This window comes from Ottowia pentelensis, assembly GCF_964341695.1.
Genome location: NZ_OZ224513.1, coordinates 3,758,942 through 3,775,490, shown reverse-complemented (window position 1 = coordinate 3,775,490; position 16,549 = coordinate 3,758,942). Strand labels below are relative to the sequence as shown.

Sequence of the window (16,549 nt, the reverse complement as noted above, 5' to 3'; positions counted from 1 at the left end):
GTGAGCCCGCCGGTCACCCCCGGCCCGTCAGGACTTGGCGCCGCTCTTCAGGCGCTGGGTGAAGGCCTCCCACTTGTCGCCCATCTCGTCCTTCCAGTTGTCGAACTTGCCCTTCCACTCGTCCTTCTGCTTGTCGCGCAGCACGCGGCGCGCCTCCCTGGCGGCGGCGTTCTGCGCGTCGCGCACCGCCTCGACCTCGGCCAGCACGGCGCCGGCGGGGCGGCGCAGCACCATGCCCTGCAGGCCGCCGGCCAGACCGTCGAGCACCTCGTTGGCGAGTTCGCCCACCGTGGCGACGACGGCGGTGGAGCCCGGCGGCACCGCCTGCAGCATCTGGTCGATCAGGCTCAGGCGCATGTCGGCGCTGTCCCACGACACCGCCGAGCCCAGCAGCGCGCCCGAGGCGCCGCCGAACAGCACGCCCAGCGGCCCGCCCAGCACGCCGACCAGCGAGCCCAGCAGGGTGCCGACGAGAGCCGGCGTGGCGGCGCCGCCATCGCTGGCACCGTCGCGCACGCTGAAGGCGCCGGCGGCGTCGCGCGCGACGACGACCGCATTGCGCAGCTCGACGCGGCCTTGCGCAGCGGCCTGCTTGAGCTCGCTCAGCGCCTGATAGGCCTTGCTGGATTCGGCAAAGGTGAGGACGACGACGTTTTCCTGCATGATGGCTCCTTCGGGTTGAAACCAAAGCATCGTGCCGAGAGGCGCGCCCGGCGTCAGTGGCCGGGGGCGACATTCGGATGGCGTCGCGCGCCACGCCACGCAGGCGGTTTCGCCCCCGGGCCCGCAGCCGTTGGACACGCATGACCGATTTGCAATCAGCCGTAAACCGGCCGCTCGAAGCGTTGCCGGCACCCGCCGCGCCGGCGCCCGAGCCCACGGTGGCCAGCAGCCTGGCGGGCCTGGTGCTCGACCTGGTGGCGCACCAGGACGCGCCCCACGCCAAGGCGCTGTGCGCGGCCGCGGGCCTGGACGCTGCCGCGCTGGCCGACCCCGACGCGCGCCTGCCGCGTTCGGCCCTGCTGCGCTTGCTCGACGCGGCCGCGCGGCGGGCGCCGGCGCCGGCCTTCGGGCTGCGCGCCTTCGACCAGGTGAATCCCGGCGTGTTTCAGCTGGTCGGTTTCGTGATGATGAGCAGCGCCAGCTTGCGCCAGGCGCTGGAGCGCGCCGTGCGCCTGATGCCGCTGCTGGACGAGAGCGCGGTGCTGACGCTGCGCCCCGAGGGCGCGCACGAGCGCCTGAGCTTCGATACCTCCGCCATCGCCATGCCGGCCTTGATGAACGAGGCCGGCCTGGCCTCGCTGCTGGGCCTGTGCTGCTTTTTGTCGGGCGGGCTCGGGCTGCCGGTGCTGCAGGCCGACTTTCCGCATCCCGCGCCGGCCGATCTGAGCGCCTACCGGCGCCTGCTGCCCGGCGCCACGCTGCGCTTCGACCGGCCCGTGATGTCCCTGCTGCTGGCGTCCGCGGGGCTGGACGCGCCGCTGCGGCGCACCTCGCCGGTGCTGGAGCAGGTGCACCTGGCGCTGGCGGAGCAGCGGCTGGAGTCTTTGCGCGGCCATCCGGTGAGCGTGCGGGTGCAGCAGTACATCGAGCGGCACCTGCGCGGACGCCCGCCCACGCTGGACGAGGCCGCCCAGGCGCTGGCGCTGGCGCCGCGCAGCCTGCAGCGCCAGCTGGCGCGCGAGGGGCGCTCCTTCAAGCAGCTGCTGGACGACACGCGCCGGCAGCTGGCGCAGCAGCATCTGCGGCAGTCGCAGCTCACGCTGAAGGAGCTGGCGTTCGCGCTCGGCTTCGGCGAGACGGGCAGCCTGCACCGCGCCTGCCAGCGCTGGTTCGGCATGTCGCCGGCGCGCTATCGGGCGCAGGCGGTTTGATCTCAGTTCGCCGGGATGCGCTGCAGCAGCCCCGCCAGCGCGTGCGCCACGGTCTGCGCGCGCACGGCGGCGCGGTCGCCGTCGAAGTGCCGGCATTCGGTCTCGGTGAAGCCGGGCAGATGCCAGCCGAACCACACCGTGCCCACCGGCTTGTCGGCGCTGCCACCGCCGGGCCCGGCCACGCCGGTGACGGCCACCGCCACGTGCGCGCGGGCGTGCGCGATGGCGCCCCGCGCCATGGCGCGTGCCACCGGCTCGCTGACCGCGCCGTGCTGGCGGATGACGTGGGCCGGCACGCCCAGCAGCTCGGTCTTGGCCGCGTTGCTGTAGCTGACGAAGCCGCGCTCGAACCAGTCGCTGGAGCCGGCCAAGTCGGTGCAGGCGCCGGCGATCAGGCCGCCGGTGCAGCTTTCGGCGGTGGCCAGCAGCCAGCCGCGCTGCAGCAGGGCCTGCGCCAGTTCTTGAACGATTTTGGCCGTTGGCCGGCGTCCATCCTGCGCGAAAAGCTCTTGATTTGATAGTGACTCGGTCATAGCACACGCACCAGCGCGATCACCAGCAGGGCGCAGCCGGCGGCCACCAGGTCGTCCAGCATGATGCCGAAGCCGCCGCGCCAGCCGCGCGCGTCATGAAACAGCCGGTCGGCCCAGCCCACCGGGCCGGGCTTGACGGCGTCGAAAAAGCGAAACAGCGCGAACGCCGCCAGCTGCGCCCAAAAGCCCGCCGGCAGCAGCAGCCACAGGATCAGCCAGAAGGCGACGATTTCGTCGGCCACCACGGCGCTGGGGTCGGCCACGTTCAGGTGGTCGGCGCTGACGGTGCAGGCCCACCAGGCCAGCGGCAGCGACACGGCCAGCAGCCAGCCCAGCTGCGCGGGCGTCAGCCACAGGCCCAGCACCACCCAGGCCAGCCAGGCCCACAGCGTGCCCACCGTGCCCGGCGCCAGCGGCGACAGGCCGGAGCCGAAGCCCAGCCCGATCCAGTGCGCCGGGTGGGCGCGCAAAAAGCGCACGCCGGGGCGCCGCGGCAGCGGCGCCTCGATGCGCGGCGGCGTTGGCGATGCAGCCGGTGGCGGCGCGGCGGCGTCGGGCGCGGCGGGGTGCGGCGGCAGCGGGCGGGCGGTGACGTCGCTGACGTCGTCGCGCGGGCGGTCGGACAGGCTCATGGCAGAGCTTTCGTCATCGCCGGTCCTGCAGCCGCTCGTCCTTGGGCCAGCTGATGCGGTGCGTGGCGCTGAAGGCTTGCGTGGCGCCGGCGGCCAGCGGCAGCTCCCAGGCCACGGTGCCGGGTTCGTCGTGCCAGCGCTCGGTCTGGGGCGCGGGCTCGTACTTCGACTCGACTTTCACGTCCTCGTGCTCGGGCACCGGCGCGGCGTCCAGCAGCTGCAGCTGGATGGGCGTGGCGTGGCGGTTTTGCACGGTGTAGCGGCGCTCGTCGGTGCGCTGGTTGCGCGTGCCGATGAAGCCGCCCGTGCCCTGCTGCCGCTCGGGGCGCTCGCTGCGCACGCTCACCAGCTCGTCGCGGCCGAAGGCCAGGCCGTCGCGCGTGCTGCGCTCGGCGTCGAAGCGCCCGCTGCCGACGAAGGCGCCGTCGCGGTACAGCTGCAGCGCGCCGGCCGGCCACACGCCCGGCGGGGTGGCGAAGCGGGCGATCAGGTAGGCGTGCGCTTCCAGCGCCGGCGTGGCGCGCACCAGCAGCTCGGTGTCCAGCGTTTGCTCGCCCAGAGCCAGCGTGATGCGCTCGCCACTCGAAGGCACCGTCACGCGCTGCGGCACGGCGAATTCGGTGGCGAAGCTGCCCTGGAACACGCTGACGTCGAAGCTCGGCTCGTCGGCATCGGCCGCGCCGGCCTTGGCGGCGGGGGCGGCGCGCAGCATCGGCGCTGCCGCGGGCGCGGCCATCGGGCGGGCTTCCATGGCCTCCGCGCGGGGCGGCTGGATGCCCACGCGCCACGGCCGGGGCAGCGGCCCCTGCGTGGCCGCGCCGGGCTGGCCGGTGGACAGGGTGATGGCCACGCCGTCCCAGTCCTCGCCCGTGCTTTGCGCCACCTGGGCCAGGCGTTCCAGGCGCAGCTTCTTGCTGGCGCTGTCCAGCGTGGCGCGGTACGCGGGCTGCCAGCCGGGGCCGCGCACGGCGTAGCTCAGGCGCAGCTCGCCGCCCTGCGGCGCGGCCAGCGTGACCTGCACCGTGCTGACGCGCGCGTGCGCACTGGTGCTGCGCTCGCGCTCGGCCAGCAGGGGCTTCAGCTCGCGCTCCAGCTGCTCCTGCTGGCGCGCCAGTTCGTGCTGACGGGCCAGCGCGCCCTGGCCGCCCTGGCGCAGCGCCTGCGCGGTGGCGGCGATCTGCGCCGGCGTGGCGGCGCCGGCACGCGGGCCGTCGCCGGGCTGGCCAAAGCTCTTGTAGTAGCCGGTGGCCAGGTCGATGCCGGCGCGTTCGGCCTGCAGGCCGGCGATCTGGTCTTGCAGCGCACCAATGCGCGCGTCCAGCGGGCTGGCGCAGGCGCCGCCGCGAAGCTCGCGCGGCTGCTGGCGCAGCGCCAGCTCGCCCACGCGGATGCCACCGGCGGCGCTGACCTGCAGGCCGGCGGCGTCCAGGCCGGCCGGCAGGCAGTCGAACGTGGCCTGGCGCGCGCCCGGCGCCACGCGCAGCACGCGCTCGACCGTGGCGCTGCCGGGGTAGAGCCTGACGGCGCTGATGTGCGAGGCGCCGTTGGCGCGCGGCGCGGCGCTTTGGGCGTGCGCGGGTGCCAAGGCGGTCAAGCCGAAGCTTGCAATCGCCAACAGGCGGGAGGGAGCGTGCAAAGGCATGGGCGATCCGGTGCAGGGTGGCTGCCAATGCTAGCAGCCCGGGCCCCATCCACGATGCCGCTTGGCATCCAAATGAAAATAGCCGTTCGCGCTTGTCCAGCAAGCGCAAGCAGCTATGAAATTTGAAGAAAACGTCCAGCGTCCCGACGCGGCGCGCCGGCGCACGCCACGTCAGCTGGCGGTCTTCTGCAGCTGGGCGGCCAGTTCGTCGTCGATGGCGCCCGCGCGCAGCGCAGCCGGGCGCTGCGCGTGCAGCTGCGCAAAGCGCACGAACTCGGCGCGCGGCTCGATGGTCTTGAACTGCAGGTAAAAGCCCAGCGAGGCGGCAACGAACAGGTTGGCGGCGCTGAAGGCGTCGCCCGCCAGATGGTCGCGCCCGCGCAGCGCGCCTTCCAGCGTGTCCAGCACGTCGGCCTCGCTGCCGTAGCCGGCCTGCTCGGGCTTGGCCAGCGCGCCGGCGGACTTGGCGGTGAGCAGGGCCTCCAGCGGCGCCATGAAGGCGATCCAGCGGTAGTACGGCCCGCGCGCGGGCGTGCCGGGCGCAGGGGCCAACTGCTTGCCCGGCACCAGGTCAGCCAGGTACATCAGGATGGCGGCGTTCTCGGTCACCACGGTGTCGCCGTGCTTGAGCGCGGGCACCTTGCCCATGGGATTGATGGCGCGGTAGGCGGGGGCCTTCATGGTGGTGCCGTACTGCAGCACCTCGGTGGCGTAGGGCAGGCCGGTTTCTTCCAGCATCCAGCGCGCCACGCGGCCGCGCGACCAGGGGTGGGTGTAGAGGGTGAGGGGGGTGGTCATGGAGCTTCCTTTCGCTGGGTTGGCCGGTGGCCGGGGCGGTCGCTGCGGGCGCGGCGATGGTTTCAGCCGAAGTGATCGAAGGACTGCGCCGTGAGAACGAGCGGCTGGCCCGCGCCATCGGTCGGCCGCAGGCCGGGCGCGGCCTCGATGCGGCCGATGCGGGTGACGGGCGTGGCGGCGGCCTGCGCGGCGGCGCGCACGGCGGCGTGGGCGGCGGCGGGAGCGGTGAAGGCCAGCTCGTAGTCGTCGCCCCCGGCCAGCACGGTGCGGCGCCAGAAATCTTGGCCGAATGGGCCGCTGGCGCCCGCCAGACAAGCGCGGACAGCTATCAAATTGGATGCGGCGTCGAGGTCGACGCAGGCGCCGACGCGCGAGGCGGCCAGGATGTGGCCGAGGTCGCCGGCCAGGCCGTCGCTGAGGTCGATGGCGCTGCTGGCGATGCCGCGCAGCGCCCGGCCCAGCGCCAAGCGCGGCGTGGGGCGCTCCAGCCGCGCGCGGGCGGTGGCCAGCGCGGCGGGCGGCAGGGCGATGTCGCCGCGCAGCGCCTGCAAGGCAAGGCGCGCGTCGCCCAGCGTGCCGCTGACCCACAGCTCGTCGCCCGCCCGGGCGCCGTCCCGGCGCAGCGCCTGGCCGGCGGGCAGCTGGCCGAACACGGTGATGCACAGGTTGAGCGGGCCGGCCGTGGTGTCGCCGCCGACCAGCGGGCAGGCATGCTGCGCCGCCAGCGCCAGCAGGCCGTCGCTCAGGGCGTCCAGCCAGGGCGCGTCCTGCGCGCGCGCGGGCGGCAGCGCCAGCGCCAGGGTGAAGCCCAGCGGCTCGGCGCCCATGGCGGCCAGGTCGCTCAGATTGACGGCCAGCGCCTTGTGGCCCAGCGCGGCCGCGTCGACGTCGGCAAAGAAGTGGCGGCCCTCGACCAGCATGTCGCAGCTGACGGCCAGCTGCTGGCCGGGCGCGGGCTGCAGCAGGGCGCAGTCGTCGCCGATGCCGAGGACTATCGAATCAGTAGCTGCTTGCGCTTGCTGGGTGGGCGCTGCAGCCCATTTTTGCCTGAAAAAGCGCTCGATCAGGTCGAACTCGCTCATGGGCAATCGCTTCTTGGCTAAGCATGGCATGGCGCGCCAGCCGCGCCGAACCGAGCCCCAAGGGCCGAATGGCCGCGAAGCAGGCCACGCCAGCGATCGCCGTGGCCGGGGTTGCCCCGGCCACTGGCGATGCCCCCTTGAGGGGGGAGGCGAAACATCGCGCAGCGAGTGGAGCAACGGGGGAGGGTCATGTCAGAAACCACCGCCGAATTCGAGCGCGCGCTCGCGCACCCGGCTCATGCTGTCGGTCAGGCGGCGCACGCGGCCGGCGCGGCGCAGCGCGGCCTTCAGGAAGGCCATCATCAGCGGGCCGCTGTCCAGCACCTCGCTGGGCGCGCCGCTGCCCTGGAACTGGAACTCGGGGTGCCACTGCACGCCCATGACGAAGGCGTGGCCGGTGTGGCGGATGGCCTCGGGCACGCGGTCGATGGGGCTGCGCGCCTCGATCACCAGGCCCTTGCCCAACTCGCCCACGCACTGGTGGTGAATGCTGTTGACGCGCTGCGGCGCGTAGCCGTAGATGTCCGACAGGCGCGAGCCGGGCACGAAGTGCACCTCGTGCGTGAGGGTTTCGTAGCGGTTCAGGTCGAGGTGCGGGATGGCGCCCGGCCACTGGCTGGGAATGTCCTGCACCAGCGTGCCGCCGCAGTAGACGTTGAGCATCTGCGCGCCGCGGCAGATGCCCAGCACCGGCTTGCCGGCCTCGACGAAGCCGCGCATCAGCTCCAGCTCGTACTCGTCGCGGATCGGGTCGCAGTCGCAGTGCTCGGTCCAGGGCTTGGCGCCGTAAAAGCGGGGGCTGATGTCGGCGCCGCCCTGCAGCACCAGGCCGTCCAGCTGCTCGACCAGGTCGAGGATGGGCAGGCGCCGGCGCGTCTTGACCATGCTGTGGTCGACGAACGGGATCATCAGCGCCACCACGCCGTGCGACATGATCCATTGCGCCATGTTGCTTTCGAGAAACTGCAGCCGCTTGCGCGGCAGGCCGGAGCCGGCGGGGGGCTGGTGCAGCAGACGGGCCGAGATGCCGATGCGCAGGGTCATGATGGGTGCGATTGTTCCACGGACAGAGGCGGCGTGCGACCCCGCCGGCGTGCGGATGTTCCGCAAACCGGCGTTTTCATTCGTTGCGAAAGCGCCCGCTGGCCTGGCGGATCACCTCGGCCAGCAGATCCTCGCGCTGCTGGCATTCGCGCAGCCAGCGGGCGTGGTTGCGGCCGGCCTGCGCCTCGGCGTGCAGCCGCTCCAGCGCGCCGCTGGCCCCGCATTGCGCGGCAAAGGGCGCCAGCTGCTCGAAGCTGGCCAGCAGGTGCTCGCGCAGCGGCAGGTGGGTGCCGCTGGCCGGATCGACATAGACCGCGTCCAGCCCGAAGCGGCAGGCCTGGAAGCGGTTGTAGCTGTAGACCAGGTAGTCGTCCTCGCAGGGCGTGATGGGGCGCTGGGTCTGCAGCCAGGCGGCCAGGCTTTGCACGTAGCCGGCCAGGGCGGCGGCGTGCTGCACGGTGAGCGGGGTGTCGAACACGCGTACCTCGATGGTGCCGAACTCGGGCTTGGGCCGGATGTCCCAGTAGAAGTCCTTCATGCTCTGCACCACGCCGGTGCGCGTCATCTTGTCGAAATATTGCTCGAACTCGCCCCAGGTGAGCACGCAGGGCGCGCGCCCCGACAGCGGAAAGGCGAACACCGAGTTCAGCCGCGCCGAGTCGAAGGCCGTGTCCTGCCCCTGCACGAAGGGGCTGGACGCCGCCAGCGCGATGAAGTGCGGGATGTAGCGCGACAGCCCGTGCAGGGTGTAGAGCGCGGTGTCGGCGTCGGGGCAGCCCACGTGCACGTGCTGGCCGAAGATGGTGAACTGCTTGCTGAGGTAGCCGTACAGCTGCGACAGCTGGTGAAAGCGCGGCTTGTCGTAGATGCGCTGCTGGTGCCACTGCTGGAACGGGTGCGTGCCGCCGCCCACCACGGCGATGTTGAGCTTGTCGGCGCTCTTGACCAGCGCGTCGCGGATCTGGCCCAGCTGCTCGTGTGCCTCGCTCCAGCTGTGGCACACGTCGGTCGAGATCTCGATCATGCCCTCGGTCATCTCGGGCACCACCGCGCCGGGCAGCTTGTGCCTGGCCATCAGGCGCAGCATGTCGCTGGCGTAGTGCGCCAGGTCGTAGTCCACCGTGTTGACCAGCTGCAGCTCCAGCTCGACGCCGAGCGTGAGCGCCTCGGATTGGGCGAAGGGCTGCAAACTCATCGTGTCCCCCCACGCTGCGCCGCTGCGCGTGCTGCGCTGCCCCCCGAGGGGGCGTTCGCGCCTTCGGGCGGCCGTGCGGCGCTCATGGCGCGCCCCCCACGCTGCGCCGCTGCGCGTGCTGCCCTCATGCTCATGATCCCTCCTCCTCGCCGCTTTCTGCAGGCGGCTCGCGCCGACGCTCGGGTGGCGCGGCCTCGCCCGAGCGCACCAGCGCCACGCTGACCATCACGGCGCCCACCAGCTCGGTGATCAGGATCACCGGCAGCGCGATGGCGGCCACCTGCTGGCCCACGCCGTGCGAGGCGCTGACGAACTGCGAGGTCAGCAGCAGCGCCACCGCCGACATCGGCACCATGGCGGCGCCCACCCACAGCGTCTGCCGCGGCGCCATGCCGGTGCCGAAGCCGGTCAGCAGCAGGCTGGCCACCTTGGCGCCGGCGCGCACGGCGATCAGCGCCAGCGCGGCGCCGAAGCTGGCGGCGCCCCAGTCGCCGCGCACCGCCATGGCCGACACCAGCACGAACATCACGATGCTGAGCATGCTGGCGGCCGTGCCCAGCTGGCGCGGCCACACCCAGGGGCGCGGGTGCACCTGCTTGAGCGCCAGGCCGGCCAGCAGCGCCGCCAGCGGGGCCGAGCCGCCCAGTGGCGTGGCGGCGGCCACGGCCGCGGCCACCAGCGCCAGGATGACGATGGCGGTGTCCTGGCTGGTCGGCCGCACCAGGCGCAGCGCCCCCGTCAGCACCGCGGCCAGCACCGCGCCCACCAGCGCCGAGATGCCCAGCACGGTGAGCGAGAAGGTCAGCGAGGCCGCCAGCGTGCCCTCGCCGCGGTCGATGGTGCGCAGCATGGCGGTGCCCAGCGTCAGCGCGTACAGGGTGTTGAGCGTGGCCAGGGCGATGGCGCGGTCGGTCACCGGCCCGCCGGCGCGCAAATCGGCCACCACGCGCATCAGCACCGCCGGCGAGGCCGCCACCGCGATGATGGCCAGCGCCCGCACCACCGGCGCGTCCAGCCCCAGCGCGCGCAGCACGCCGTAGGCGGCGGCAAAGGTCAGCAGCGACTCGGCCACACTTTGCAGCAGCACCATGGGGTTGTGGCGAAACCAGCGCAGCGGCAGGCGCGAGCCGGCCTCGAACAGCACCACGGCGATGCCCAGCTCCAGCAGGAACAGGCCCACGCCGCGCAGCGGCCAGGTGGCGCCGGCCAGCCCGGCCACCCCGGCCAGCGCGCCCACCACCGCATAGCCCAGCACCTTGGGCAGGCCGGCCAGGCGCTGCACCACGTGGCCGGCCAGGGCCGCCACGGCCACCAGCACGGCCCATTCGAAGGTGTTGAACGCGGGGGCGAAGGCCGCGGCGGTGTTCCAGGGGGCGATCCAGGGGTCGGTCAAAGGCCGGTGTCCTCGTCGGGCCGGCGCACGCGCTGCGTGGGCGCCGGTCAAGGGTGGCGGGCTCGGCGCGGGCTGCACTCGGGGTGAGGGCGCGCACGAGATGAAAACGAAAGGGTCGCTTGATCCTAACAGGCGGCGGAAAAGCCGTTCAAGCGATCAGCAACCTCCGACGTGGCTTACTGAAAGTGATTTTTCAGGTCATCGACCTGAAGCGTGTAGTCCAGGGTGTTGGTGCCTTGGCTGTTCAAGTCCTGCTCGCAATTGAAGGTGGACGATTCATCGTCGTAGGGAAAGGTGTAACAGGTCGGGCATGCCATTTTCAACCACGCGATCGTGGGGTAGACGTATTGCATCCAGGTGGGGTTGGATGTGGTGTGGGACTCGGCCGGGCGGGTGATGGGCGCGGTCGACGGGTTGAAGATGATGTTGCTGGCATTCCAGTCGGTGCCGCCGCAGGCCAGGCCGGCGTCGCTGGAGGGCGGTGCGGTGGCGTAGGTGCTGTAGATGGTCCCGGCCGGATTGGTGCACAGCTGCAGCTGGCCCACCGTCACGCCGCTGCCGTTGCGCGTGCCGAACCCGAACACGGCGTTGCCGGCGTTGCCCGCCGTCTGGTTCCAGCCCCAGATCTGGTTGGCGCTGGCCCAGCCCTGGAAGGCCCCACACACCCGTTGGTTGCCGCCCGCCAGCGACAGCCCGCCGGCGTTCCAGCCGCAGACGGTGTCGCCCGCCGTCGATGCGCGGCAAGCGGCTTGCGCACTGCAGGCGGTGGGCTGGGCGGGGTTGGAGGGGCTGACCACGGCGTAGTAGGACGCGGGGGAGTCGGCCGGCGGGGCTGGAAAGTTGGCAGCCGTGGGTACCAGCGTCCAAGTGCTGGCCGGCAGGGTGTAGGCGCTTGCACCGGTGCCGGTCTGTGCCTGAGCCGACCCTGCGGTGCCACAGGCGTAGGGGGTGGTGATGCTGCCGCTCGGGCCGCCGGGCACGGGGCTGCCGGCAACCTTGCCGCTGTTCGCGCTGGGGCCCAGGGCCAGGGCGTTGCTCACGCCATTGATGATCGATACGTCGTAAAAGTCGACGGCGTTGCGTTGGTAGGTGATCTCGGCCACGGTCTGGGCCGGATTGAGAGGCGAGGTGCCAGGCGTGCCGGGCGCGGCGGGGCAGTCTGCGTCGGGGGCGCCGCTGGAGCAGTTGAGCGCGTAGTAGCTGCCCGACCACTGGATCTGCTGGCTTCCCGAGGTCACGCCCGCGTAGCCGGGAACGGTCGCGGTGGTGCTGCCCTGAGGTTTGACCGGGTTGCTGGCGAAGGCGGGCGCGTCCCAGAAGCACTGGTATGGGGTGGTGTCATCGACATTCTGGCCGCCCTGCACGCAGGTGGATCCAATGGGGCAGGCTTGGGTGGGCGCAGTGGCTCCGCACGCCACCTCGCCCAAGCCGGCGGTGGCCGTGGGTGAAACATAAGCTGACGCGGAGCCCGAGTTGGCGGCAAAAACCACGGTGCGGCTGGAGTGGTTGCTGAAGGTGATGGTGCGCGTGGGCGTGTTCGCCGCGGAGGGCGGCATCAGGCTCAGGATGGTCTGTTGACTGAATTTGGGCAGGGCGGCGTCGGCTGGCTGCAGCTCAGTTTCGGGCGTGCGCTCCACCGAGACCTCGATCGGCACCTCGGTGGGGCCGCTGAGCGCGGCGCCCGACGGGTTGGCCCACAGGTTGAAGCCGCAGCCCAAAATCGTGTTCTTGAGGTTGGCGCTGTTGCTGTTGCCGACCACCAGCTCGCAGGTCTTGATGCTGGTGAGGGTGGGCGCGCCGACATTGATGCCGGCCGGGTAGTCGTAGAACTGGACCCACTTCGTGTCGGCGGGGTTGGCTATTTTGAGCGTGACGGTGTAGCTCGCTTGGGTCAGGTTGCTGTCCGACAGGGTGACGAACAGTGGTGCCTTGGAGCCCGAGAAGATCTGGTTGGAAGCATTTTGCGAAGCCACCCGGATGTGCCCAGGTACCTGGCTGGCCACCGGCTTCATCGAGATGACGATGGGGTTGAAGTCGGCAAAGGCCTTGCCAGGTGTTTGCCAGTCGCCGGTGACGGCCATTCTGACGAGGAACCCGTCGGCCGGCACCTCGGTCGCCGTGAATGAACCGGCCACCGTGCAGGTGGGGGCGCTGCTGGTCACGTTGCACACCGTGTTGGTCTGGTACCTGACCTTCTTGCCGCTGGTGTCGGTGAACTCGACCGAGATGGGGTTTTCGGCGTACACCCGCTGACCATCCGTCTCGGGCATGAATTGCACCGTGAACGCAAACGAGACGTTGGCCGCGCTCTTGTAGTAGGTGAACGTCGGCTGGCTGCCATAGTCGGCGATGCCGATCGTGCCCACGCCGTTGCCGGGCTGCACGGTGACGGCGCCCTGGTCCGACGCCAGGCCGTCGGACTCGGCGATGAGCTGGGTCGAGCCCAGCGACTTGCCGCTTACGGTCACCATGCAACTGCTTGGCTGCGCGGTGCCGGCGGGCAGCATGCAGTCGGCGGGTGAGACCTGGGCCACGTCCGGGTCCGATACGCGAAGCCGCACCCTGCGATTGCCCGAGCTCTTGACCGCCAGCAGCGTGAGCGGGACTTGGACGGCGTTGCCGCTGGCCACTTCCACGTGGTCTGGAACGATGTCCAGCTCCGAGGTCCTCGTCGGCGTGACGCGGTCGCCGCCGCCGCAGGCCGCCAATCCCAGGCTGGCAAGTCCGACCATCAGGACGTGCACATGCCCGGTAGTGCCGGGTTCGTTGAAAACAGCTCGAGCGCGTGAGACCATGGGGATCGCTCCGCTGGATTTTTGCTGATCCTGCGTCGGACTATAGCGATCGACTGGTGCCCGATCAATCGGGAGCGGCGCCGATCGGTTCTAACCCGATTCGCGGGTCTCGGGAATCGGGGGCGCGGGGCTGGCGTCGGCCGGCGCGTTGATCGGCAGGATGAAGGACAGCGGCTGGTGCAGCGCGCGCCGGCCCATGGCGGCGTACAGGCGGCGCCGGTCGACGCCGGTGACGTTTTGCGCCGTCAATGCCAATCGAAACGCCAGGTAAAAACTGACCGCGACGTCGAGAAAACCGGTGATCACGATGCCGCCGGCGGCCCACCACAGCGCGGGCTGCTGCCACACGCCGGGGCCCAGGTGCTGCGCCGCCACCGCGATCTGGCCCGACACCAGGGTGACGTGGCGCACCTCGACCGGAATGCCGAAGAAGCCGACGATGGGCGGCACCAGCCCCAGCAGCAGGCCCAGCGAGACGTTGGCCGTCCAGCTGGAGATGTTCTCGCCCCAGTAGCGGCCCCAGCGGCGCGCGCGCTCGGCGCCCAGCCGCCGGGTGATGCGCGGGTGATAGGCGATGACCGAGTCCAGCCGGTGCAGCACGAACCAGTTCTCCACCCAGCCGGCGATGAGGCTGGAGGCGAACAGCAGCGCGCCGGTGACGATGGCGTACGGAATGGTGCGCCCCAGCATGTGGTGCTCGTCGAGGATGTGCTGCGCATGCGCGTCGTCCACCAGCGCGCCCCAGCCCAGCGCCTGGATGCCGGCGGACAGCGCGTAGGCCACCACCAGCACCATCACCACGTTGCCGACGATGGCGACGAACTGCGAGCGCAGCAGGTGCACCACCTCGGTGACGAAGTCCTCGTAGGCCTGCGGCGACTTGAGGTCCTTCAGCTTGGCGGCCATGCTGGGCGCGGTCATGGCCGGCTGCTTGGTGGCCACCGTCCAGTGCAGCAGCATGATGACGACGAAGGAGACGGCGTAGTTCAGCCCCGCCGCCACGCCGCCCCAGAAGGCCGACAGGCCCAGGCCCACGATCACCAGCTTGCTCAGCGTGGTCAGCGCCATCACGGCGCCGCCGCCGGCGGCCGCGCCCATCATGTGCAGGTATTCGCCCTTGTCGTGGGTGATGTAGTGCTCGCCCGTCTCGGCGTTGCGCTCGGTCACTTTGGCGGCCAGCAGCTGCGTGCTGTCGCGCACCAGCTCGCCGACGCTGCTGCTGTCGCGGTTGACGCGCACCAGGTGCGACAGCAGCTGCGCCGTGGCCTGCGCGGGCGAATCGGTTTCCAGGCACAGCAGCAGCGCCTTGACGCGGATGATGCGCTGGCGCAGCTGGCGCAGCTGGAACTCGATGTGCACCGAGATGCCGTGCTCCTTCAGGTGCTCGTACACGGTGGAGGCCGCGGCGCGGCAGGCGTCCAGCTGTTCGCGCAGCGTGCCCAGCGCCACCAGCGCCGGCGCGCTGGTGCGCCCGTGCGTCAGCACCGCCTGGCGCAGCGCCTCGAAGGATATGGGCAGGCTGGCGAAGGGCCGCTCGCGCTGCACCTGCGGCGCCATGCGCGTGCGCACCTCGGCCGACTGGCCGGCCGCGCTGATCTGGCTGAGCGCGTGCGCCAGCGCGTTCAGCAGCGTGCGCAGCGCGTAGTTGTGGGCGCTGTCGGGCGTCTCGGGGCCCAGCAGCACGCGGCGCAGGCGCTGCAGCGTGGGCGCGTCCAGCGCGCGCAGCCAGCGGGCGTCGAACTCGTAGGGAAACAGCAGCGGAAACAGCTCGCGCAGGTCGGTGGTCTCGGGCGTGGGCAGGATCAGCTTGCGTCGCAGCCGGTCGGCCAGCTCGGCCAGGAAGGCGTTGCGCGGCGCGAAGCCCAGGTCGGCCAGCAGCGAGGTGGCGTCCACCTCGGTCAAGAATTCGGTCCACCACTCGCGCCACAGCACCAGCCATTGCGGGTCGGCCTCGGCGGCGTCCAGCAGCTCGCGCACGCGCGCCGCGGCGGCCTCGGGATCGGCGCGCTTGCCGCGCACCCAGTCCAGCATGCCCATCAGCCACAGGTGGCGCTCGGCCAGCGGCGCGTGCGGGTCGAGCGTGCGCAGCAACTCGCTCAGGTCGGGCGCGCGGGTCTTCATCCGGCGCCGCTCTCAGTGCAGCACGCGCGGCCGCTCGCCGGCATCGTGGTTGGCATCGAGCACGAACAGCGGGATCGGCGCCTCGAAGCGCGCGCCGTCCTCGGCCACGCAGAAATAGCTGCCGTGCATGGTGCCGCTGGCCGTGCGCAGGCGGCAGCCGCTGGTGTACTGAAAGGCCTCGCCCGGCTGCAGCAGCGGCTGCTGGCCGACCACGCCCAGGCCCTTGACCTCCTCGGTGTGGCCGCGCCCGTCCTGGATGATCCAGTGGCGCGAGACGAGTTGCGCCGCCACCTCGCCCGTGTTGCGCACCGTGATGGTGTAGGCAAAGCCGTACAGCCCGGCCTCGGGGTCGGATTGGTCGGGCAGGAAGCTGGGCGCGGCTTCGACGCTGAACTGGTACTGGGCCATGATGGCGCCATGGTACCTGCGCGACAATCGCCCGCCATGAGCCCCACCTTCCGCATCGCCCCGTCCATCCTGTCGGCCGACTTCGCCCGCCTGGGCGAGGAGGTCGAGAACGTCATCGCCGCCGGCGCCGACTGGATCCACTTCGACGTGATGGACAACCACTACGTGCCCAACCTCACCTTCGGGCCCATGGTGCTGCAGGCGCTGAAGGCCCATGCGCGCACGCCCGCCGGCGCGCCGGTGCCGCTGGACGTGCACATGATGGTGCAGCCGGTCGACGCGCTGGCCCAGGCCTTCGCGCAGACCGGTGCCAGCCTGATCAGCTTTCACCCCGACGCCACGGCGCACCCGCACCGCAGTGTGCAGGCCATCCGGGCCGCGGGCTGCCAGGCCGGCCTGGTGTTCAACCCGGCCGCGCCGCTCGATGTGCTGGACTGGCTGATCGACGAGATCGACCTCATCCTCATCATGAGCGTCAACCCCGGTTTTGGCGGTCAATCCTTTATCGATAGCGCCTTGCGCAAGGTGGAAGCGGCGCGCAAGCGTATTTCATCTTCAGGACGCGACATTCGCCTGGAGGTGGACGGCGGCATCAAGCCGGCCAACATCCGCCAAGTGGCCGACGCCGGGGCCGACACCTTCGTGGCGGGCAGCGCCATCTTCGGCCAGCCCGATTACGCCGCCGTCATCGGCGAGATGCGGCGCGCGCTGCAAGGCCGATAGCGGGCGCTGCCCGGCCCCTAGCCCCTCTGGGGAGAGGGCTGGGGTGAGGGGCAGCAGGCGTTGGATGCGCTGTCGGCCGGGATGTGCGCCCGGCGGCGCACCTACTTTCTTTTGCTTCGCCAAAAGAAAGTAGGCAAAGAAAAGGCGACCCCAAGTCTGCGACCCCTGCGCTTCGCTTCGGGGCAAACCTGCGTCACGGCGCTTGCGGGGTGCGCGGTGGAACTCGCTGCGTTCACCGCGTTCTCTCCGCTCAGACAACCCCCGCGAGTCAGAGCACGAAGCGCGTGCATCCTGCGGTGCACGCGCCAC

14 protein-coding genes are annotated in these 16,549 nt (G+C 71.4%); 2 read left to right on the top strand and 12 right to left on the bottom strand.

The window, feature by feature from the left end:
- Positions 1–27 precede the first annotated feature (27 nt).
- Positions 28–663 (bottom strand): DUF1269 domain-containing protein, encoded by a 636-nt coding sequence (locus ACWHMB_RS18305; protein WP_377480870.1) that lies wholly within the window; start codon positions 661–663, stop codon positions 28–30.
- 140 nt (positions 664–803) lie between these two features.
- Between ACWHMB_RS18305 and ACWHMB_RS18300 the strand changes: the two genes are divergently transcribed.
- The gene (locus ACWHMB_RS18300) at positions 804–1,874 is read left to right on the top strand and encodes an AraC family transcriptional regulator (RefSeq protein ID WP_377480867.1); all 1,071 of its coding nucleotides are present in this window, start codon (positions 804–806) and stop codon (positions 1,872–1,874) included.
- 2 nt (positions 1,875–1,876) lie between these two features.
- Here ACWHMB_RS18300 and ACWHMB_RS18295 read toward each other — a convergent pair whose 3' ends face one another.
- The 11 genes from ACWHMB_RS18295 to apaG form a co-directional block, all read right to left on the bottom strand.
- Positions 1,877–2,407 carry a CinA family protein gene (locus tag ACWHMB_RS18295; RefSeq protein WP_377480864.1) on the bottom strand — a complete coding sequence of 177 codons (531 nt, stop codon included), beginning with the start codon at positions 2,405–2,407 and terminating at the stop codon, positions 1,877–1,879.
- Positions 2,404–3,039 carry a phosphatidylglycerophosphatase A family protein gene (locus tag ACWHMB_RS18290; protein WP_367119015.1) on the bottom strand — a complete coding sequence of 212 codons (636 nt, stop codon included), beginning with the start codon at positions 3,037–3,039 and terminating at the stop codon, positions 2,404–2,406. The genes ACWHMB_RS18295 and ACWHMB_RS18290 overlap by 4 nt, the downstream gene beginning before the upstream one ends.
- Before the next feature lie 13 nt (positions 3,040–3,052).
- Positions 3,053–4,633 (bottom strand): DUF4139 domain-containing protein, encoded by a 1,581-nt coding sequence (locus ACWHMB_RS18285; RefSeq protein WP_447648675.1) that lies wholly within the window; start codon positions 4,631–4,633, stop codon positions 3,053–3,055.
- Positions 4,634–4,852: 219 nt separating this feature from the next.
- Positions 4,853–5,479: a glutathione S-transferase family protein gene (locus tag ACWHMB_RS18280; RefSeq protein ID WP_447648674.1), complete on the bottom strand. Its 627-nt coding sequence runs from the start codon at positions 5,477–5,479 to the stop codon at positions 4,853–4,855.
- A 62-nt stretch (positions 5,480–5,541) separates the two neighbouring features.
- Positions 5,542–6,561, bottom strand: coding sequence for a thiamine-phosphate kinase (gene thiL / locus ACWHMB_RS18275; RefSeq protein WP_293225410.1), 1,020 nt, complete (start codon positions 6,559–6,561; stop codon positions 5,542–5,544).
- Between the two features lie 192 nt (positions 6,562–6,753).
- Complete coding sequence (locus ACWHMB_RS18270; RefSeq protein ID WP_293225412.1) at positions 6,754–7,605, bottom strand: gamma-glutamyl-gamma-aminobutyrate hydrolase family protein; 852 nt, start codon at positions 7,603–7,605, stop codon at positions 6,754–6,756.
- Positions 7,606–7,681: 76 nt separating this feature from the next.
- Positions 7,682–8,800, bottom strand: a complete 1,119-nt coding sequence (locus ACWHMB_RS18265) for a YbdK family carboxylate-amine ligase (protein WP_377480859.1) — start codon at positions 8,798–8,800, stop codon at positions 7,682–7,684.
- Between the two features lie 130 nt (positions 8,801–8,930).
- Positions 8,931–10,193, bottom strand: coding sequence for a cation:proton antiporter (locus tag ACWHMB_RS18260; protein WP_377480856.1), 1,263 nt, complete (start codon positions 10,191–10,193; stop codon positions 8,931–8,933).
- 176 nt (positions 10,194–10,369) lie between these two features.
- A complete protein-coding gene (locus tag ACWHMB_RS18255) occupies positions 10,370–12,988 on the bottom strand; it encodes a hypothetical protein (protein WP_377542702.1) in 2,619 nt (872 codons plus the stop codon).
- 90 nt (positions 12,989–13,078) lie between these two features.
- The gene (locus ACWHMB_RS18250; RefSeq protein WP_377480851.1) at positions 13,079–15,109 is read right to left on the bottom strand and encodes a site-specific recombinase; all 2,031 of its coding nucleotides are present in this window, start codon (positions 15,107–15,109) and stop codon (positions 13,079–13,081) included.
- A 12-nt stretch (positions 15,110–15,121) separates the two neighbouring features.
- The gene (gene apaG, locus ACWHMB_RS18245; RefSeq protein ID WP_377480848.1) at positions 15,122–15,517 is read right to left on the bottom strand and encodes a Co2+/Mg2+ efflux protein ApaG; all 396 of its coding nucleotides are present in this window, start codon (positions 15,515–15,517) and stop codon (positions 15,122–15,124) included.
- Between the two features lie 36 nt (positions 15,518–15,553).
- Here apaG and rpe point away from each other — a divergent pair, with 36 nt between their 5' ends.
- Positions 15,554–16,240, top strand: coding sequence for a ribulose-phosphate 3-epimerase (gene rpe / locus ACWHMB_RS18240; protein WP_377480845.1), 687 nt, complete (start codon positions 15,554–15,556; stop codon positions 16,238–16,240).
- The last annotated feature ends 309 nt before the right edge of the window (positions 16,241–16,549 follow it).